Source organism: Citricoccus muralis (assembly GCF_029637705.1).
Taxonomy (GTDB): Bacteria; Actinomycetota; Actinomycetes; order Actinomycetales; family Micrococcaceae; genus CmP2.
In genome coordinates this window covers 316422-335749 of sequence record NZ_CP121252.1, presented here as the reverse complement: position 1 = coordinate 335749, position 19328 = coordinate 316422, and the positions used below count along the sequence as shown (strand labels likewise).

At 64.4% G+C, this 19328-nt stretch carries 20 protein-coding genes and 1 tRNA gene; 10 read left to right on the top strand and 11 right to left on the bottom strand.

Going from position 1 to position 19328, the window contains the following annotated elements; translation table 11 throughout:
• Positions 1 to 119 precede the first annotated feature (119 nt).
• The 6 genes from P8192_RS01485 to P8192_RS01460 all read left to right on the top strand — a co-directional run bounded on the left by P8192_RS01485 (position 120) and on the right by P8192_RS01460 (position 6716).
• A complete protein-coding gene (locus tag P8192_RS01485; protein WP_278157926.1) occupies positions 120 to 395 on the top strand; it encodes a metal-sensitive transcriptional regulator in 276 nt (91 codons plus the stop codon).
• A 195-nt stretch (positions 396 to 590) separates the two neighbouring features.
• Positions 591 to 1988 (top strand): MBL fold metallo-hydrolase, encoded by a 1398-nt coding sequence (locus P8192_RS01480; RefSeq protein WP_278157925.1) that lies wholly within the window; start codon positions 591 to 593, stop codon positions 1986 to 1988.
• 11 nt (positions 1989 to 1999) lie between these two features.
• Complete coding sequence (locus tag P8192_RS01475; RefSeq protein WP_278157924.1) at positions 2000 to 2611, top strand: rhodanese-like domain-containing protein; 612 nt, start codon at positions 2000 to 2002, stop codon at positions 2609 to 2611.
• On the top strand, positions 2608 to 3513 hold the full coding sequence (locus tag P8192_RS01470; RefSeq protein WP_278157923.1) for a sulfite exporter TauE/SafE family protein: 906 nt from the start codon (positions 2608 to 2610) through the stop codon (positions 3511 to 3513). Before P8192_RS01475 ends, P8192_RS01470 begins: the two co-directional genes overlap by 4 nt.
• A 365-nt stretch (positions 3514 to 3878) precedes the next feature.
• On the top strand, positions 3879 to 4463 hold the full coding sequence (locus tag P8192_RS01465) for a MarR family winged helix-turn-helix transcriptional regulator (RefSeq protein WP_278157922.1): 585 nt from the start codon (positions 3879 to 3881) through the stop codon (positions 4461 to 4463).
• A 36-nt stretch (positions 4464 to 4499) separates the two neighbouring features.
• Complete coding sequence (locus P8192_RS01460; RefSeq protein WP_278157921.1) at positions 4500 to 6716, top strand: MMPL family transporter; 2217 nt, start codon at positions 4500 to 4502, stop codon at positions 6714 to 6716.
• Between the two features lie 43 nt (positions 6717 to 6759).
• Here the strand turns inward: P8192_RS01460 and P8192_RS01455 are convergent, their stop codons facing one another.
• The 7 genes from P8192_RS01455 to P8192_RS01425 all read right to left on the bottom strand — a co-directional run bounded on the left by P8192_RS01455 (position 6760) and on the right by P8192_RS01425 (position 10955).
• Positions 6760 to 7356 carry a DNA-3-methyladenine glycosylase I gene (locus P8192_RS01455; RefSeq protein WP_278157920.1) on the bottom strand — a complete coding sequence of 199 codons (597 nt, stop codon included), beginning with the start codon at positions 7354 to 7356 and terminating at the stop codon, positions 6760 to 6762.
• A 14-nt stretch (positions 7357 to 7370) separates the two neighbouring features.
• Complete coding sequence (locus P8192_RS01450) at positions 7371 to 8042, bottom strand: alpha-ketoglutarate-dependent dioxygenase AlkB family protein (protein WP_278157918.1); 672 nt, start codon at positions 8040 to 8042, stop codon at positions 7371 to 7373.
• Complete coding sequence (locus tag P8192_RS01445) at positions 8039 to 8635, bottom strand: methylated-DNA--[protein]-cysteine S-methyltransferase (protein WP_278157916.1); 597 nt, start codon at positions 8633 to 8635, stop codon at positions 8039 to 8041. The genes P8192_RS01450 and P8192_RS01445 overlap by 4 nt, the downstream gene beginning before the upstream one ends.
• Positions 8632 to 9147, bottom strand: a complete 516-nt coding sequence (locus P8192_RS01440; RefSeq protein ID WP_278157914.1) for an RNA polymerase sigma factor — start codon at positions 9145 to 9147, stop codon at positions 8632 to 8634. Before P8192_RS01440 ends, P8192_RS01445 begins: the two co-directional genes overlap by 4 nt.
• Before the next feature lie 109 nt (positions 9148 to 9256).
• The gene (gene chrA, locus P8192_RS01435) at positions 9257 to 10480 is read right to left on the bottom strand and encodes a chromate efflux transporter (RefSeq protein WP_278157912.1); all 1224 of its coding nucleotides are present in this window, start codon (positions 10478 to 10480) and stop codon (positions 9257 to 9259) included.
• A gap of 102 nt (positions 10481 to 10582) precedes the next feature.
• Complete coding sequence (locus P8192_RS01430) at positions 10583 to 10846, bottom strand: hypothetical protein (protein ID WP_278157911.1); 264 nt, start codon at positions 10844 to 10846, stop codon at positions 10583 to 10585.
• 36 nt (positions 10847 to 10882) lie between these two features.
• Positions 10883 to 10955 (bottom strand) — tRNA-Lys (locus tag P8192_RS01425).
• Positions 10956 to 11069: 114 nt separating this feature from the next.
• On the opposite strand from P8192_RS01425, the gene P8192_RS01420 reads away from it, so the two are divergent.
• The 3 genes from P8192_RS01420 to P8192_RS01410 all read left to right on the top strand — a co-directional run bounded on the left by P8192_RS01420 (position 11070) and on the right by P8192_RS01410 (position 13491).
• Positions 11070 to 11750: a hypothetical protein gene (locus P8192_RS01420; RefSeq protein ID WP_270106590.1), complete on the top strand. Its 681-nt coding sequence runs from the start codon at positions 11070 to 11072 to the stop codon at positions 11748 to 11750.
• A gap of 70 nt (positions 11751 to 11820) precedes the next feature.
• Positions 11821 to 12447 carry a DUF47 domain-containing protein gene (locus tag P8192_RS01415; protein WP_270106591.1) on the top strand — a complete coding sequence of 209 codons (627 nt, stop codon included), beginning with the start codon at positions 11821 to 11823 and terminating at the stop codon, positions 12445 to 12447.
• Between the two features lie 3 nt (positions 12448 to 12450).
• Positions 12451 to 13491 carry an inorganic phosphate transporter gene (locus tag P8192_RS01410; RefSeq protein ID WP_270106592.1) on the top strand — a complete coding sequence of 347 codons (1041 nt, stop codon included), beginning with the start codon at positions 12451 to 12453 and terminating at the stop codon, positions 13489 to 13491.
• Positions 13492 to 13713: 222 nt separating this feature from the next.
• On the opposite strand, the gene pstB is transcribed toward P8192_RS01410, so the two are convergent.
• The 4 genes from pstB to P8192_RS01390 all read right to left on the bottom strand — a co-directional run bounded on the left by pstB (position 13714) and on the right by P8192_RS01390 (position 17905).
• Positions 13714 to 14493: a phosphate ABC transporter ATP-binding protein PstB gene (pstB, locus tag P8192_RS01405; RefSeq protein ID WP_270106593.1), complete on the bottom strand. Its 780-nt coding sequence runs from the start codon at positions 14491 to 14493 to the stop codon at positions 13714 to 13716.
• A 26-nt stretch (positions 14494 to 14519) separates the two neighbouring features.
• The gene (gene pstA, locus P8192_RS01400) at positions 14520 to 15686 is read right to left on the bottom strand and encodes a phosphate ABC transporter permease PstA (RefSeq protein WP_270106594.1); all 1167 of its coding nucleotides are present in this window, start codon (positions 15684 to 15686) and stop codon (positions 14520 to 14522) included.
• Positions 15686 to 16660 carry a phosphate ABC transporter permease subunit PstC gene (gene pstC, locus P8192_RS01395; RefSeq protein WP_431521127.1) on the bottom strand — a complete coding sequence of 325 codons (975 nt, stop codon included), beginning with the start codon at positions 16658 to 16660 and terminating at the stop codon, positions 15686 to 15688. Before pstC ends, pstA begins: the two co-directional genes overlap by 1 nt.
• 144 nt (positions 16661 to 16804) lie before the next feature.
• On the bottom strand, positions 16805 to 17905 hold the full coding sequence (locus P8192_RS01390; protein WP_278157909.1) for a phosphate ABC transporter substrate-binding protein PstS: 1101 nt from the start codon (positions 17903 to 17905) through the stop codon (positions 16805 to 16807).
• Positions 17906 to 18131: 226 nt separating this feature from the next.
• Here P8192_RS01390 and P8192_RS01385 point away from each other — a divergent pair, with 226 nt between their 5' ends.
• On the top strand, positions 18132 to 19313 hold the full coding sequence (locus P8192_RS01385; RefSeq protein WP_278157908.1) for an FUSC family protein: 1182 nt from the start codon (positions 18132 to 18134) through the stop codon (positions 19311 to 19313).
• The last annotated feature ends 15 nt before the right edge of the window (positions 19314 to 19328 follow it).

The window sequence follows — 19328 nt, the reverse complement described above, 5'->3', positions numbered from 1 at the left end:
GTTGCGGTTAAATGGCGCTCGCAGGAGAATCCTCACCTGTCCGGAATACCCCAAGGGGTATAATTTGTTAGCACCACGAACACCTAATAAACCTCGACAACAGCACATCAGGAGCGCACATGGCCGTCGGCAACGCAGAAGCTCAACGAAAGATCATCAATCGGCTGAAGCGAGCGCGCGGTCAGCTGGATGGCGTGATCAGCTCAGCGGAGAGCGGCGGGAACTGCCGCGACGTCGTCACCCAGCTCTCGGCCGTGTCCTCGGCCTTGGACCGTGCCGGATTCGCGATCATTGCAACAGCTATGAAGGATTGCATCGCCGACCCCGAGGGCACGAACCGAGAGGACAACATCACCGCGGAAGAGCTAGAAAAACTCTTCCTTACGCTGTCCTGACCCATACTCAACACACCCCCTCCTCCTGCACGGGCACCTCGAGCGCCTGAGCGGAAGGAGGGGGTTCTCCGTTGCACCTGGAATCATCCTGCCCCGACCCTATTCGAACCGAACTTGCAAATACCCCCATGGGTATGTCACGCTATCAATACCCCCGGGGGTATCTTCGGGCTAGGACATCAGGAAGGATCAGCCGTGCTACTTGAACGGATTTATGACGAGGACCTCGCTCAAGCCAGCTACTTCATCGGTTGCCAGGCACGGGGCGAAGCAATCGTCGTCGATGCACGCCGCGACATCACCGACTACCTCGACCTTGCCGAGCAACAGGGCATGCGGATCGTCGCGGTCACCGAAACCCACATCCACGCGGACTATCTCTCCGGCACTCGCGAATTGGCCGCAGCTACGGGCGCCGAGATCTACGTCTCCGGCGAGGGCGGCGCAGACTGGCAGTACGGGTTCGACGCGCATCGCCTCTATGACGGCAGCAGCATCACGCTCGGCAACATCACCGTCCAGGCGCGCCACACTCCCGGACACACCCCCGAGCATCTGATTTTCCTCATCACCGACGGCGCCTTTGCCGACGAACCTGGCTACATGATCTCCGGAGACTTCGTGTTCGCAGGTGACCTGGGCCGTCCCGATCTGCTCGATGAAGCCGCGGGCGGCGTCGACACCCGATTCGAAGGTGCCCGTCAGCTTTTCAAAAGCCTCCAGGAGGTGTTCCTGCCCCTGCCCGACCACCTCCAGGTCTACCCGGGCCACGGTTCGGGCAGCGCCTGCGGCAAGGCTCTGGGGGCGCTGCCCTCCACCACCGTCGGATACGAGCGCAGGCACGCATGGTGGGGCACGTACCTGGCGGACAACGATGAGAAAGGCTTCATTGACGAGCTCCTCGACGGCCAACCCGATGCTCACGCCTACTTCGGACGGATGAAGAAGGAGAACCGCGAAGGCCCCGCCCTCCTCGGCAAACGCGAGGCACTGTCCGAACTCCCCATCGAACAGGTCCGCGCCCAGCTGCAGCGCGACGCGATCACCTTCGTCGACACCCGCTCACCCGCTGAGGTACACCAGGGCACCGTGGCCGGTTCCCTCAACATCCCGCACGGATCCAAAACAGTCACCTATGCAGCGTGGGCATACAACCCCGAGACTGATGATCGGCCGCTCGTCCTGTTGGCCCCGAATCAAGAAACCGCCCAGTCCATCGCAGACAGCCTACTGCGCGTCGGCATCGATCAGACCAGCGGCTACGTCACCACGATCGACGGATTACCTGAATTCGTGCCGCCAACCATCGCTGTCGAGAACCTCGAGGACGTCGACAGGGCCGCCCTCCTGGATGTGCGCCAACGCGGCGAATTCGCGGCGGGCCATATCCCCGGTGCGAAGCAACTCAGCGCAGCACGCGTCCTGTGGCATCAGGACCAGTTGCCAGCGTCCGGCCCCATCGTGACGTACTGCCAATCCGGCATGCGCAACACCGTGGCGGCCAGCGCTCTGCGTCGAGCCGGCCACGACATCATCGAACTCGAAGGCAGCTACAACGCCTGGATTGCCCAGAACTCCACCCCGACCACGTGAAAGCAGAATCCATGAACAACAGTCAGCGCCCCACCCAACTCCCCTCCGTGTCGACCATCTCCGCAAAGGAACTGGTCGAATGGCGCAACCAGCACCCAGACGTGACGATTATCGACGTCCGCTCACCCGCAGAGTTCGAGTCAGCGCACATCCATGGCTCCTACAACGTCCCGCTGGATTCCCTCGCCGAGCACAGCACCGTGCTGGCCGACCGTATCGGGCCGCGAGCTGTGCTGGTCTGCCAGTCGGGCCACCGCGCCACTCAGGCGCAGCAGCGCCTCGCCGCGGCTGGCCTGAACACCGCCACCGTGCTGACCGGCGGGGTCCCTGCCTTCGAAACGGCGGGAGGCACCGTGGTGCGTGGGGCTCAGCGGTGGGGCATCGAACGGCAAGTGCGTTTCACAGCCGGCTCCCTCATCCTGATCAGCTTGCTCCTGGCTTTAATCTGGCCGTGGTCCCAGGTGGTCGCCTTCGGCGTCAGCGCCGGGCTGATCATCGCCGCACTGACCGATTCCTGCCTGATGGGTCGCGTCCTCTCATCGATGCCATGGAACAAGGTCAAGGCCAGCCCCAGCACGAAAGAGATGATCGAGTCCATCCCCATCGCTTCGAGTCGACTATGACACTCACGCTGATTGTCACCCTGGTTCTCGCGGGCCTCGTAGGCCTGAGCCTCGGGACACTGGGGGGTGGAGGCTCGATTCTCACCGTGCCGCTGCTGACCTATGTCGCTGGCATGCCAGCACGTGAAGCCATTGCGGCCTCTCTGTTCGTTGTCGGCATCACCTCGCTGTCCAGCCTGACCATCCACGCACGTCATCAGCGGGTGCGCTGGCGCACCGGAATCATCTTCGGAGCCGCCGGAATGGTAGGCGCTTTCGGCGGCGGGCTGATCGGTGGGCGTCTTCCTGGGACCGTGCTACTCGTGGCATTCGCCCTGATGATGATCGCTACCGCCACCGCAATGATCCTCAAGAAAAGTCGCACCAGCGACGCCCATGATGACGACAACCGGGCGACGGAGCCGATAAGGCAGCAGGACGCGACGCGCACGATCCCGGTCGTTCGCACCATCATCGACGGCGCGTTCGTCGGATTCGTCACAGGCATCGTCGGCGCCGGAGGAGGCTTTCTCATCGTGCCCGCGCTGGTCTTGCTGGGCGGGCTGAGCATGCCGGTGGCGGTGGGGACGTCACTGCTGGTCATCGCGATGAAGTCTTTCGCCGGCCTGGCGGGGTATCTCACCTCGGTGAGCCTGGATTGGCCACTGGTGCTCTCAGTGACCGTGATCGCCGTGGCCGGGGCGCTCATCGGGTCCAAGCTCTCCGGACGCGTCCCCGCGCAGACGCTACAGAAAGTCTTCGGAATTTTCGTACTGGTCACCGGAGGCCTGATTCTGGCTTCTGAGCTACCTCTAGCCGGGGCCATCGGGGTGGGCGTCGTTGCCGTGGTCGCCCTCGCCTCGTTCGCTGTCTGCCGCTTCACATCGATCGGCTGCCGTCTACCTAGACGGAGTATCAACTAGAACCGAACGGAACACCAGCCCACTGATCCAGAGAATCACGAAGAAGGGAAGAATCAACCATGTGCAGAGCAGCGAAGTGCAAAGAATGCGGAAGAACCACGTGGGCCGGGTGCGGCCAACACATCACCGAGGTCAAGCGATCCGTTCCCCCCGGGCAGTGGTGCCCCGGGCACGAACAGAGGGATGGCCACTCCGCAAAGAAAGGCCTCCTCGCCCGGCTCTTCGGCCGGTGATAAATGCGGAAAGAGGTCAAGGCCCCGGGCGCAGGCGATCTCACGCCGACAGGAAGACCCTCACCTCGTTCGACGAGCTCCATGACGAGCTGACTCACGGGTCCCCTGCGGGCTCAAGGCTACAATCACTACATGCCTACCCACGATCGCCCAGACAGCGAGCCGGGCTGGCGTGTCCACGATCTTCTCTCCAATGATCCCGATGGCCGATACATTGACCACACGTCACTCAGCCAGACGGACCGAGCCGAGATCGATGACATCATGGCCTCACTCGTGGCTCTGCGCGAGGCCGAAGCCGAGCTCTCAGCCGCTAGCCAACGCTACATGCGGCTGAACGCCACGGACATGAAGGCCATCCACTACCTGATCGCCGCTGACCATCAGGGTGAAATCGCCACCGCAGCCACACTGCGGGCACACTTGGGCCTGTCATCAGGCGCGACCACGAAGTTGCTCGACCGCCTGGAGTCGGCCGGCCATCTGCAAAGGAAGCCGCACCCGGATGACCGCCGCGCAGTGACCTTTACCGTGACGAACAGCACCCGCGAGATTGCCATGGAAACCATCGGTCGACAGCAGTTCGGAAGAGTCCGTGCTGCGGCTTCGCTCACCAGCCCCGAGCGGATCGCGGTGCGTCGATTTCTCGATGAGATGGCCCGCGCCCTCGCTCCGCGGGAGTCAGAATGGACGAAGAAGAACACGCGAAACAGTTAACTAGGAACGTTGCTCACTCGGTGAGATACTTTCCTGGTGACTACTTCTTCCTCGTCCTCGCGGCCGCCGCTCCTGACCAGACTCATCATCCCGCTGGCCCTGGTCCTCACATGGTTGGCAGTCTTCGGCGTTGGCGGGGCCAGCTTCGGCTCCATCAGTGACGTCGCCGATGACGACCGTTCATCCGCCCTTCCAGCCAGCGCCGAGTCGACGCAAGTCCAGAATCAGATCGAACGCTTCACGGACAGCGACTCGATTCCGGCGATCATCATCGTGGAACGCGAGAATGGTCTGCAATCCTCAGATCGCGACGCCGTCGAAAAACTAGGGGACGAGGCACAGACGGTCATTCCTGGGGCCGAGAGATCACCTCTCGTGGTCTCCGATGATGGCCGTGCAGCGCAGCTGATCGTCTTGCTCCCGGAGGACGTCGAGGTCGGTGAGGCAGTCACCGCGCTGGAAGTTCAAGCAGCCGAGATTCTCCCAGCTGATCTGAGTTCCTGGGTGAGCGGCCCCGCGGGCTTCACTGCAGACCTGCAGTCAGCCTTCGCCGGCATCGACGGCCTCCTGCTCATCGTCGCACTGGCAGTCGTCTTCGTGATCCTTGTCGCGGTCTACCGCTCTCCGTTGTTGCCCGTGCTCGTCCTGCTGAGTTCGATGACCGCGCTGGCCGCCGCGGTCTTCGTTAATGTTCTGCTAGCGCGTGCAGACCTGGTATCGATCAACGGACAAGTCCAGGGGATTCTCTTCATTCTGGTCATCGGTGCGGCCACCGACTACTCACTTCTGTACATCGCGCGATTCCGTGAAGAGCTCCGCGACAACGAGTCGGCGGCGCGAGCAGCCTTTGCGGCGGCCCGCGGCGTCATGGAGCCGATCAGCGCGTCAGGGGGAACCGTGATCGTCGGCCTCCTCTGCCTTCTCCTGTCAGACCTGGCCTCCAACGCCGCACTCGGTCCAGTCGCATCCGTAGGCATCGTCTGTGCCATGCTGACGTCGCTGACCTTTTTGCCCGCCATGCTGGCCATGGTGGGACGCGCCGCATTCTGGCCTCGCATCCCCCGCGCCGATAGCCCCCATCCCGCACTCACCGGACCGGAAGCACGCGGCCTGTGGGCGAAGGTCGGGCGCCTCGTCGCGGCAGCGCCCCGGAGGGTGGCAGCCGTCGTCCTCACCTTCCTGGTGGTCGGATGTGCCGGGTTGCTGACGTTACAGGCAAATGGCGTGCCCCAGAACGAGTTCGTGCTCGGAGAGAGCCAAGCCCGAGATGGCCAAGAGGCCATCGACCGTCACTTTCCCGGCGGCTCGGGCACACCCACGTACGTTCTGGCACCGGAGTCCGGGCGCGCCGACGTGGCTCGGATCATCACAGAGACGGAGGGCGTTGACTCCATCGAACTGATCGCCCAAGACTCACCCTCGGGAACACTTCCGGTGGATTCCGAGGGTGAAGTGCCACCGGAGATGGCTCAAGGACCGTTCGCCGGGATCGAACCCTCGGTCGTCGATTCATCCCTGCTTTTCTCCGTCACCTTGGACGCTCCGGCCGACTCCGCGGAGGCAGAGCGCGTAGTGCAGGAATTGAGGGAGTCGTTGGGCGATCTGGATGCCCTCGTCGGCGGGTCTACTGCAGTCGATCTCGACACAAACCAAACCTCGATCGAGGACCGTACCCTGATCATCCCCATCGTGCTCATCGCGATCACCATCATGCTGGCCCTGCTGTTGCGCTCGCTGGTTGCGCCACTGGTATTGCTTGCCACGACAGTGCTGAGCTTCGGCACCGCACTGGGCCTGAGCGCCCTGATCTTCCAGCTCATCGGCCAACCCAATTCGGATCCCTCGGTGCCGCTGTACGCCTTCGTCTTCCTGGTGGCGCTGGGGATCGACTACAACATCTTCCTGATGACGCGTATTCGCGAGGAATCCCTGGTCCATGGAACTCGGGAAGGGACTCTGCGCGGGCTCTCGGTCACAGGTGGGGTCATCACCTCGGCCGGTGTCGTGCTGGCAGCCACGTTCGCGGCGCTGGTCGTTATTCCGATTCAGTTCCTTCTCCAGCTGGCCATCATCGTCGCGCTGGGTGTGCTCATCGACGCGCTCATTGTCCGGTCGTTCCTCGTCCCCGCACTGACCATTGCGATGGGCGACCGGATATGGTGGCCCGCGAAGATCGCGCGGCTGGGGCCTGCCCGTGCCGCTAATTCGGACGCGAAGCCCTCGACGCCGGAGAAGGTGGCCGGCCGGGTCTAAGTTATGTGCGGGGCGCTCGCTTTCGCTCCGGGCCGCCATTGCCTCACTGCCACACTCCGGAGGCGCCGCGGCGATGGGAGCCCAGCAGGTGGGTGTCCACGATGCCGATGGCTTCCATCAGCGCGAACATGGTGGTGGGACCGACAAAGCGGAAACCCTTCTTCCGCAGGGCTTTGGACAGCGCCACGGATTCCGCCGACTGGGTGGGGATGTCTTCGATGGTGCGCGGCTGCGGGGTGGTCTCGGGTTGGAAGGACCAGACGAAGTCGGCGAGCCCGCCGTCCTCGCGCAGGGCGAGGGTGGCCTGGGCGTTGTTGATGGTGGCCAGGATTTTCGCCCGGTTCCGCACGATGCCGGCGTCTCCGAGAAGCCGGACGACGTCGTCGTCACCAAATTTCGCCACCGCATCCGGGTCGAACTCGGCGAAGGCGGCGCGGAAATTTTCACGCTTGCGCAGGATGGTGGCCCAGGACAGTCCCGATTGGAATGCTTCGAGGCTGATGCGTTCGAAGACGCCGTGCTCGTCACGGACGGGCATGCCCCATTCGGTGTCATAGTAGGTCTGCATCAGCTCAGAAGATGTGGCCCAGACCGGGCGGGCCAGTCCGTCGTCGCCGATGATGATGCCGGTGTCTGCCATGGTCTTGAGGCTCCTTAGGTGCTGAGTCCGGTCTCGCGCAGGGTGATGTTGATCCGGCCGGTGTCGAGGCCGCAGTGTGCGGGGGCGGTACCCGGGTACACCTGGGTGACGCCGTGATAGGCCAGCCGGGAGGGACCGCCGAAGACGAAGAGGTCGCCGGAGCGCAGCTCGAGGTCTTGGTAAGGCTTGTTGCGGTTTTCCGTGTTGCCGAAGCGGAAGCGGCACGTGTCGCCGAGGGACAGGGAGACCACGGGGGCTCGCGACTTTTCGTCACGGTCTTGGTGCATCCCCATGTGGGCGTGTTCGTCGTAGTAATTCGCCAGGGCGGCATCTGGTTGGTAGTGCGCGGCCGCAGCGGCGTCCCCTGTGGCCTCGGCGATCGCTTTTTGGCCAAGGCGGATCAGCCAGTCGGGGAAGTCCAGCACCCGGTTGCCGTTCACGTCGACGGCGTCGCGCGTGTATTGGTAGGGGCGCCAGTGCCAGCCGAGACAGACGGTTTTCACGCTCATCTCGTGGCCGCGAACGAGTGCTCCGCGCGGGGGCACCGGGCCCTGGGCCCACTCGAAGAATCGGTGCACCAACCAGCGTTGCTGTTCGGCGGTGAGCCAGCCCGGCAGGTAGTGGGCGCCCTCAGGGAGCTCGGGAACCGGTGGCGGGATGTCGGCGTCGTCGAAGAGGGAATTCATGCGGCGGATTCCAGGTCGAGCAGAGCGGTTTTGGCGTCGAGGCCGCCGAGGTAACCGCCGAGGCCGCCGTCGCTGCGCAGCACCCGGTGGCAGGGCAGCAGGATGGGGAGCGGGTTGGTGGCACAGGCGGTGCCGACGGCGCGCACTGCGGTGGGGCGGCCGACCAGCTCGGCCACGGCTTTGTAGGTGGCGGTGCGGCCGTAGCCGATCTCGGGCAGGTGCTGTTGCACGGACTGACGGAATCCGCTGGAGAGCCGGTAGTCCAGGGGCACGTCGAAGGTGCGGCGCTGCCCGGCGAAATATTCGCGCAGCTGGGTGGTGGCGGCGGCTAGGGGTTCCGGGGCGCGCAGGATGTTCGGGCCGATACGGGCGGCCAAACTATCCAGCACGGTGTCGAAATCCTCAGATTCAAAAGCGACCCGGACCACGCCGTGCGCGGTGGCGGCGACGAGCAGGGTGCCGATGGGGGTGGTGGTGAGGTCGTAGCTGACGTCGAGCTCGCCAGACTGCTCGGCGGCGGCGGCCAGGCGGTGACGCAAGCGGCTGAGGTCGGCGTCGCTGACCGGGAAGAGTGTTGCGGTGTCGTCGGTCATCTCGGGTCCTCCTGGGTCGTGTCGTGCTGCGGGGCGTAGACCGCGCGCAGTCGAGTCAGCCCGTCGGCGGCGGCGCGTCGAACTGCGGCGGGGGTGCTGCCGGTGAGTTCGGCGGTCTCGGTGTGCTTCAGCCCACCGAGGTAGTGGTACGCCAGGGCTTCCCGTTGGCGCAGCGGCAGGGCGGCGACGGCGCCCCAGAGTTCGTCGTCGTAGTGAGGAAATTCAGTGGCGTGCTGAGCTTGGTGAGAGCGTCGAGGCTGGGACAGCTCCTCGACCGGGATCGGACTCCGGCCTCGAGCGCGGTGCGCGTCAATGCACTTGCGCTGGGCGATGCGCACCAGCCAGGCCTCGACGTTGGCGGTGCTGTCGAGATCCGGCCAGGCCCGCAGTGCACCCAGGAAGGTCTCCTGCCAGGCGTCGTCGGCGTCGGCGGTGGGCCCGAGCATCGCGCGGCAGACCCGCAGCACGGTGGCTCCGTGCTGCTCGACGGCTCTCTCAAACGGCTCATTCATCCTCATCACACGGTAGACGACGCCAAGACGAGAAACGTGAGTATCCACAGGAAAATCACTTTCTGTGCGGCAGAAGCCGACGAGGTGCGGCCGACCATGCCGTCCGCCCTTACAAGAGGACGAATCCGATGATCCCGGCACCGATGACCGCAGCCCAGGCGGGCAGCTTCCAGTGGACCTGGGCGATGAACACCGCGACGGCCAGTGCAAGGGTCGCCGGTGAGGTAATGCCCTGGGTGAAGACCGGATCGTAGAGGGCCGCGGCCAGGACACCGACCACGGAGGCGTTGATCCCCAGCAGTGCCCGCCGCGCGATCCGCGAATGGCGCAGCCGCTCCCAGAACGGCAACGCACCCACGACGAGCAGAGTGGCGGGCAGGAATACCGCGACCAGGGCGATGGCGGCCCCAGCCCATTCGGTGACCTCGGCGGAGCTTGAAGCACCGAGGAAGGCAGCGAAGGTAAACAACGGACCCGGCACGGCCTGGGCGGCTCCGTAGCCGGCGAGGAAGGTCCCGCCGTCGACCAGACCGGTGTGCACCGTCTCGGCTTCCAACAGCGGCAGCACCACGTGGCCACCGCCAAAGACCAGAGCACCGGCCCGGTAAAACAGATCGGCCAACTCGAGACCAGGATGGGCTGTCAGCGCGGCGAGGACCGGGAACGCCACCAGCAACAACGCGAACAGCCCCAAGCAGAGGGCGCCGATCGTGCGGGAGACCCCGATCTCGAGATGCTCGCGACGCCCGCCCTCGGTCGTCTCGGCTCGCAACCAGGTCAATCCGAGAAGACCCCCCATGACGATCGCGCCAATCTGGGCTAGGGGGTGGCCTACGAGCAGGATCGCAATCATCGCCGCGGCGGCGATACTTGCCCTTTTCGCATCGGGTGTCAGAGATTTGGCCATGCCGAGCACGGCCTGGGCGACCACGGCGACGGCGGCCGCTTTCAGCCCATCCAGCCATCCTGTCCCCGCAGCGTCGCCGAAAGAGGCCATGCCATAGGCGAAGGCCACCAGCACGATGGCCGAGGGCATCGTGAACGCGAACCAGGCCGCGAACAGCCCGCCCATCCCGGCGCGTTGGAGACCGATGGCCATTCCCACCTGGCTCGATGCCGGCCCGGGCAGGAATTGGCACAGCGCCACCAGATCGGCGTAGACCGCATCACTGAGCCACTTGCGCCGTTGTACGAATGCCTCACGAAAGTACCCCAGATGCGCGACCGGCCCACCGAAGGAGGTCAGCCCGAGCCGCAGGAACACCCAGAACACTTCTGCGACCGAGCCCGCATGTTGACCGCCGCGACCTTCGGGCCCTGTTGATTCGTTCATCGGCACCATCCTGATCAGCCAGATTTCACTCAGTCATACAGTCAGCAAGTGAACATTGAGTGACAAGGGGCGTCCCTACACCTCGGAGTATCGTCTGCCAGGTCAAACGTGTTCCAGGCGATCACGCCAGCAGCCAGGGCGGCGACGTTCATGCGCGTAGGCGATGACCACAAGCTCGCCGTCTTTCACGCAAAAGATGAGATGGTACGGAGGCGCGCCGTCGGATGTTGGCGCCGCAGCAGCATCAGCGCCCGCGGCAATCTCACGCTCGTCAGGATCGAGCAGCTTGCCCGCCTCGATATAGTCCGCCCGTCTCGGAGTCCACCAAGACCCGTGGAACACCGATGCCTCAACTCTCAACGCCATGGCAGGAGACTGAGAGCTGAGGCATCGGTACTACGGTGGGCCCTGCGGGACTCGAACCCGCGACCAGCGGATTAAAAGTCCGATGCTCTACCAACTGAGCTAAAGGCCCGGTGGCCAAAAACGGCCGACCACCATGGTAGCGCACTGTCACGTTGCTCGGGAACGAAATGCACGGTGTCGGTGTTGCAGGTAGGGTCTGTGGTGCCCATCGAAAGGACCGTGCTTGAGTCACACCCGCTTCCACCGCCCCCGGCTGTACCCGCCGCAGAGCTTCGAACCCATCCCTTCAGGACCGGACCCCGAGATAGTCTCGGCGGCTGCCGCGCGCCTGGCGCACGCCTTGGTGAGTACCGCACATAACGAGCGAGATCGGCGCCATGCCGCACAACAACGCCCTGGACAAGACACCCCGACCACCGAGACACCCGACCACGTCGGCACCTTAGTGGATTTGGTGGAGGAAATCGGACTCGACACCATCGCTCAGCTCTGGTCCGATGCTCCTGCCGTCTCACTGGGCGGAGCACTCTGGCGACTGTACGCTCTGCGCACGGCCACGCAGCGCAACGGTGAACTCTGGGCGCGCTGGTATCGTGCCGGATTCGACGCCCAGGTGGCCCGCGCTATTGCTGGCGTCGTCGAACCCCCGGGGGCGCTCGAGCTGGAGCAGTTGACCGAGCAGATTCTCACCGGCGTCTACGACGGCGATTTCGCCACCGCCCTGGAACGAGCCGGAGCATATTGTCGTGTCACCTCGTTGGGCCAGGCCCATCATGCAGAGTCGCTGGAACAATCCAGTCCTGACCGATCACGAGATCTGTTGAATCGCGCCCGCCGTCTGCTGGGAACCGCCGAAGAATTGGAAGCATCCGCGAGCGCCTGGCGCAACGGCACCCTCGACTAAACCGGCACCTCACCGGTACGAAAAATTCGCACGGTCCGGCTGTTTACTTTGCGGCGGTATCCTGCACTCGATGAACTTCTCGTTTTCGCGCTTGTTGACTCCCGAGACCACCGGTTTGGACCATCTCGGGACGCTTGCTGACCTCATCAGCGAGTCCGTTGATCACCTCGGTCAGCTCATGGGTGCTGACCAAACATCAGCCGAACAGATCGAAACCCGGCTCGGCACCTTGGAAACCACTGCCTCCACCACGCATATGGCGTTGATGACCTCGCTGCGATCAGCTTTTATCACTCCGCTGCCACGAGAAGACCTCTACACCCTCTCCAGCTGGATGTCCCTGGTGGTCGGGCACGTGGCCACCACCGGGTTCGTGATCCGCAGCACCCAGCAGGTCAAGCTCACTGGCGACGCCATGGATCTGCTCGAAGTGCTCGGCCAGCAAGCGCGGCTGACCCAGCGCGCCTGCTCGCAGCTTCAAGAGTTCAATGATCTGGAGGAGACCTGGCTGGAGATGACCCGCCTATCTCGACGCTGCGAGCGGCTGGTCACGGCCTGGGTGTTGCAAGACGTCGAAGAATCCATGCCGCGCGCTTATCGCGGCCGCCGCGAGATCGCCCATTCCCTCGAGAAGACGCTGAACGCCTGGCGGCAGATGATCGTTCACCTCGGTGGGGTGCTGGTGCGGGAGTCATAGGCGGTGGAGCCGGGAACTCTCATTCTCTTTATTGCGGTCCTGATGGCCTCCAGTGCCTTCACCATGATCGCTGGCGGCCACGATGCCCCCAACGCCATCGCCCTACCCGTGCGTGCTCGCGCGCTGACTCCCCGCACCGCGCTGCTTCTGGCCGCACTGCTCAACGTGCTCGGCGTGGTGGTCGGATCCCTGATGATGGCTCATGTGGGCCGCGAATTTCTGGCCATTGTTCCCCACGGCCCCGCTGGGCTGATGGTGTTGCTGGCCGCGCTGATCACCGCCTTCAGTTGGGACGCGCTCACCTGGTGGCGCGGCGTGCCCACCTCGTCCTCCCATGCGCTGGCTGCGGGAGTGATCGGCGGCGGGGTAGCGCTGTTGAGCACCGACGTCGTTGAGATCGCCGCCCAGGAGATCACCACGGCCACCCTGTTCCTGCTGATTGCGTTGGTGCTCTCGCCACTCATCGCACTCAGCATGGCTTGGTTGCTGGTATTCCCTGCACTGTGGTGGACGCGAGACGCGTCCCCCGGCGTGGTCAACACCCCGGCGCGGATGGCGCTGTCCGTGACGGCAGCCGGCAACGCTTTTGGCCACGGGCTCCAATTCGGCCAACGCATGTACCTGGTGCTGGCCATCGCGGTTTCCGCGGCCGGAATCGAGCTGGGATCGGAATGGTGGATCACCGCGCTGACCGCGGCGATGCTCGGCGGGGGCACCCTTTTGGGTGGTTGGCGCATCGCGCATACACTCACGGATCGACTCGTGTTGCTGGATCCATTGCGCTCGGCCATCGCCTCGTTCTCCTCGGCCCTACTGATGTTCGTGGGATCCCTCGTATTTCACCTGCCCATCTCCTCTTCACATGCGGCCGCCGCGGCCATCATCGGTGCCGGGCAGAACCAATCGCACCATTCCGTGAACTGGCCGCAGGTGGCGCGCCTCGGCGTTTACTTCGTTCTCACGCTCGTGGTCTGTGCGGGAGTGGGCCTGGTGCTGACCGCCGCAATGACACCCCTGGTTCCCGGGCTGCGCGCCGGCTCCTGACCGGCCCCCGGAAGATGTCCGGCAGCGCCGTCGTCGCACTGGACAAACCCGGCGTGAACGCGTCACACTGGAAGCAGGTGTCGGGTCGCGGTACCCCCGGGCTCCAAACAATTTGCCGCCTAGAGCGGCCACGCGCCGTGAGGCGTCCCGACCCGGCACCCTCAGAACCCAACGACGCCCCGACCGGCCTGGTCGGGGCGTCGTTCTGCGGACCGAGCCGGATCAGCCGAAGCGGCCGGAGACGTAGTCTTCGGTCTGCTTGTTGGCCGGGTTGTTGAAGATGACGTTGGTCTCGTCGTACTCGATGAGCTTGCCGGGCTTGCCGGTGCCCGCAATGTTGAAGAACGCGGTCTTGTCGGCCACGCGTGCAGCCTGTTGCATGTTGTGCGTGACGATGACGACGGTGTAGTCGTCCTTCAGCTCGTTGATCAGATCCTCGATCGCCAGGGTAGAGATCGGGTCCAGGGCAGAGCAGGGCTCATCCATCAGGATCACGTCGGGCTCCACCGCGATGGTGCGGGCGATGCACAGACGCTGCTGCTGACCACCGGATAGCCCGGAGCCGGGCTTGTCGAGTCGGTCCTTGACCTCTTTCCAGAGGTTGGCGCCCTTCAGGGAGCGCTCCACGATCTCGTCGGCCTTCGACTTGGACATCCGAGTGCCGTTGAGCCGGTAGCCGGCCAGGATGTTGTCGCGGATCGACATGGTGGGAAACGGGTTCGGGCGCTGGAACACCATCCCGATCATGGTGCGCACCGTCACCGGGTCCACACCGGACTCGTAGATGTCCTCACCGTCAAGCAGCAGCTGGCCTTCGGCGCGGGCACCGGGCAGCACTTCGTGCATGCGGTTGATGGTGCGCAGGAAGGTGGTCTTGCCGCAACCCGAGGGGCCGATGAAAGCCGTCACGGAGCGGGGCTCGATGTTGATGTTGACGCCCTCCACGGCCAGGAAGCTGCCGTAGTAGACGTTGAGGTCAATGGCGTCAATACGCTTCGACATGGTCAGTCCTATTCTTGACGGTGGCTTTAGCGGCCGGTCTTCTTGGGGGCAAATGCTTGGGCGATCACGCGGGCGATCAGGTTGAGCACCATCACGATCACGATGAGCACCAGTGCCGCAGCCCAGGCGCGCTGTGCCGAGGGTACACCAGCCGCCGGGGCGGTCGGGTTGATGAGCTGGCGGTAGATGTACACGGGCAGTGCGGTCATCCAGCCGCTGAAGACGTTCCAGTTCACCGAGACGGCGAAGCCTGCGGTCACCAGGATCGGTGCGGTCTCACCGGTCACGCGGGCGATGGCCAAGGTGACACCGGAGGCGATACCGGAGATCGCGGTGGGGATGACCACCTTCATAATGGTCCGCCACTTGCGCACGCCCAGGGCGTAGGAGGCTTCACGCAGCTCGTTGGGCACCACGCGCAGCATTTCTTCGGTGGAGCGCACGACGACGGGGATCATCAGCACCGACAACGCGACCGCCGCGGTGAAGCCGGTCTTCACGGCCTGCAGCTGGGCCGGCGCGGAGCCGATGAACGTGGTCATGAACAGCGTCATGCCCGCGAAGGCGAACAGACCGGCCACGATCGAGGGGATACCAGTCATCACGTCCACGAAGAACCGGATGGAGCGGGAGAACAGGTTGTCGTTACCGTATTCCACCAAGTAGATCGAGGCCATCAGACCGATGGGCACCGAGATCAGGGTCGCCATCAAGGTGATCATCAAGGTGCCGACCAGGCCGTGCAGAATGCCGCCGGCCAGCGGGGCACCCTCATTCTGTGTGGCGATATCCGCGGCACCGGTCACGCCCGACATGTCGGTGGTGAAGATCCCGGGGGTGTTGATCAGCGTGGGCAGACCGTTGGCGAGCACCGTCCAGATCACCGAGATCAGCGGGATCAGGGCGATGATGAATGCGGTCCACACCAGATTGCGCCACAGCTGGTCGGTAGCGCGACGCTTGGTCTCGAGGATCCGGGTGGTCACGTACATGCCCACCAGGTAGATGATGGCGGAGAGCACGAGCCATCCGGCCACGTTGAAGTCTGCGGCACCACCAAGGATGGCGGTCAGACCGGCACCGAGGATGAGCGACGCCGCGGCGACAGCCATCCACACCCAGCCGGGCATCATGCCGGCTTTGAGCGAGTTCTTCGCTTTCTTCCGCTGAGGGGTCTCTGCGATAGCACTCATCAGTTCGCTCCTGAGAATTCTTTGTGGCGGCTGACGATCCAGCGAGCGGTCATGTTCACGGCCAAGGTGATGATGAACAGCATCAGGCCGGCAGCGATCAGCTCAGACTGGCGCATCCCGAAGGCCTCTGGGAAGTTCAGCGCAATCTCGGACGGGATGGTGGCGTGACGGCCGGAGGTGACCAGCGACCAGGTGAAGATGCCCGGGGAGAGCACCATGGTCACGGCCATCGTCTCGCCGAGGGCGCGTCCCAGGGCCAACATGACGGACGAGACGATACCGGCGCGGGCGAAGGGGAAGACGGTCATCTTGACCATTTCCCAGCGGGTGGCGCCCAGGGCCAGTGCGGCTTCTTCGTGCAGCTTCGGCGTCTGGATAAAGATTTCGCGGCAGAGCGAGGTGATGATCGGCAGGATCATCACGGCCAGCACCACGCCGGAGGTCATGATGGTCCGTCCGGTGGTGGTCACCGAGGGGTCACCGGCGAAGAACGGGATGAAACCGAGGTACTGGTCCAGCCAGCCGTAGATGGGAACCATCAGCGAGGCCAGCACCGTCATACCCCAGGCACCGTAGACGACGGAGGGGATGGCGGCGAGCAGGTCGATCACGTAGCCCACCGGGGTGGCGATCTTCCGCGGGGCGTAGTGGGAGATGTACAGCGCGATACCGACGGCGACCGGAGTGGCCAGCAGCAGCGCGATGATGGCCGCGATGATGGTGCCACCCATCAGCGGCAGCACATACTGCCAGATAGTGTCGGCGGAGTTGATCGAATCCTGCGTGGAGAAGAAGCTCGGCGCCAGGGCCGGCAGCGATTCAACCACCAAGAAGATGGCGACGAAGGCCAGCACCAGCAGGATGACGGCGCCGGCGGCCAGCGCCAGGCCGGAGAAGACCTTATCGCCGGCTGCGGCCGAGCGTCCGGCTTTCAAACCGGTGGACGGAGCCGCGTCGGTGGCGGTGGAACTCACAGTGACTCCCCTCGGAGTTCGATCATGGTCAGGGGTGGAGTGGCTACAACCACGATACCCGCAGACAGCACGCGGCAGTCGTCGATCGAGAGTCGCCCCTCGATCGACGACTGCCTACGGTGCTCTGTCTGGCGTCGTATCAGATCAGCCCTGGACGGAGATGGCGTCCAGGCGCTCGATCGCTGCGTCGCGGATGCCGTCGGTGATCGGAGCGTTTCCGGCCGACTCCTCAGCAGCGGTCTGTCCCTCTTCAGAGACAATGTAGTTGCCGAACTCGCGGACCTGGTCGGCGGTGGCCTGGTCCTGGTAGGAGTGGCAGAAGATGTGGTACGAAACCAGCACGATCGGGTAGACGCCGGCAGCGTCGGTCGCGCGGTCCAGCACCACAGCGCCCTCGGCCTCGGCGTCTTCCTCAGCGGAAGCAACGGCCTCAGCTGCGGCGTCAGCGGAGTAAGGAACGTAGTCCTCGCCCACACCCACGGCCACGGTGCCCAGGTCGCCGATCTGCGAGGCGTCGGCGTAGGTGATAGCACCCTCGGTGGAGGAAGCCAGGCCCACCACACCGGAGGTCTGCTGTGCGGACTCAGCGGTGATCTCGGATGGCCAAGCCTCAACCTCGCCGTAAGTCCAGGACTCGGAAGCAGCCTCGTCCAGGTAAGCAGTGAAGTTCTCGGTGGTTCCCGAGTCATCCGAGCGGTGCACCACGGTGATGGCGGTGTCGGGCAGCTCGGCGTCGTTCTGATCCTGGATCTGCGGGTCGTTCCACTCGGTGATCTCGCCGGCGAACACAGCGGCGATGGTGTCGGCGTCCATGTTCACGTTCTCGCCCTCGAAGTCGGGCAGGTTGTACGCCACGGCAACCGGGGAGATGTAGGAAGGAACGTGGAACACGCCGTCGGGGCCGCAGATGGCCTCGGCCTGGGACTGCTCATCGGTATCCATGGCGGCGTCGGAACCGGCGAAGGAGTACGCGCCGTTGATGAAGCCTTCACGACCGGAGCCGGAGCCCACCGGGTCGTAGGAGACGGTCAGCTCGGGGTTGGCCTCGTTGGCACCCTGGGTCCAAGCGGTCATGGCGGCTTCCTGCGAGGAAGCGCCACCGCCGATGAGGTTGCCCGAGGCAGCGGCGCCGCCGTTGCTGGCGGTGTCGGTGGTCTCCTCGTCGCCGTTGCCGCCGCAGGCGGTCAGGGCGAGGGCTGCGATGGACAGGACCGCTGCGGAGCGGCCAAAGCGACGAAGCTTCACTTCAGTGCCTCTTTCGAGATAGGTGACGAGTTCACGGATTCAAACCCGGTGGTTGTCGGTTCCGGACACGTCCTGTCGCGCGAACCAGGTTTCACGTTAAGGAGCCGACGTAACCTGATGGGCAGTTCGAGGTAAACAGAAGGTGAACACTTCGCATCATCCCGCGTTTTCGCTGTTATCTCTATCACTCGCGGCTCACAAGCGGTTTTCGTCCTAGGCTAGAACCATGACCACCTCCGGCCCACTCGGCGCCTCCGGCGACCCGCATGAGCACGACGGTCGTGCCCGTTCTCGCTGGGCACAGCTGACTCGCTTCGGCCGCCGCCGGGTGCGTTCAGGCGCCTCCCGCGCCCGGTCCGCGCTGGTTCCAGCCGCCACCTCCGCCATCGCGGCGGTGGGTGCCTATGTGTTTGCTGAGCAGGTGCTGGGCCATCACCAGCCCATTTTCGCCGCCACGGCAGCCCTGATCGCCCTGGGCTTCGGTCGTGATCCGCGGGTGCGCAAGGTGGTGGAGATCGCCGTCGGCTGCACCTTGGGCATTCTGATCGGCGATCTCATGCTCACCCTGCTCGGGGCGAACTGGGCCACAGCGCTGCTCGTGGTCTTCGTGTCCACTATTGTGGCGCGATTCCTGGATTCCGGGGTCATCTTCACCACCCAGATGTCCCTGCAGTCGGTGCTGGTGGTGTTGCTCCCGCTGCCCGCCAATGGCCCCTTCGATCGCAGTATCGACGCCACTGTGGGCGGGGTGATCGCCTTGGTCATCACGTTGCTCTTCCCGAAGAACCTGCAGCGCGAACCCGCCGAGGGGTTGCGCAGACTCTATTCCACCATCACCGAGGTACTGCGCGACTGCTCGATGGCACTGCGTACGCACGAATCCCGGCACGCGTGGATGGGGTTGGTCTCGTGTCGTGGTACGCAGAGCATCCTCGATGACCTGCGCAAGGACCTCAAGTCCGCCGTCGAGCTGGCCACCTACTCCCCCACCAAGCGGGCCTCCCGTCAGATTCTCGACGAAACACAAGACACCGTGGAAATGACCGATCTGGCCGTGCGTTCTCTGCGCATCGTGGCCCGCAGGGTCATCACGGTGGTGGACCAGGCGATGCTCGACGAGGACGGCATGGAGCGGCTCGCCGATTGGTTCGACGAGGCGGCGGATGCGGTCGCTATCCTCGGTCGGTCTCTCTCCGAGCCCGGGGTTCCCGGCCGCCACCGTTCCCTCTCGGTGGCCCGTGACGCCTTGGGCTCCGCCACCGCGCAGCTCGACCCGGCGCAGCTGGGAGCGAACACGCTGCATTCCGAAGCACTGGTGATGTTGTTGCGCCCGATGATGGTGGACTTCCTTGAGGCCACCGGCATCACACACGACGAGGCCGTCAGCTACCTTCCGCACCTGTCCTGATGTGGATGATGGGCC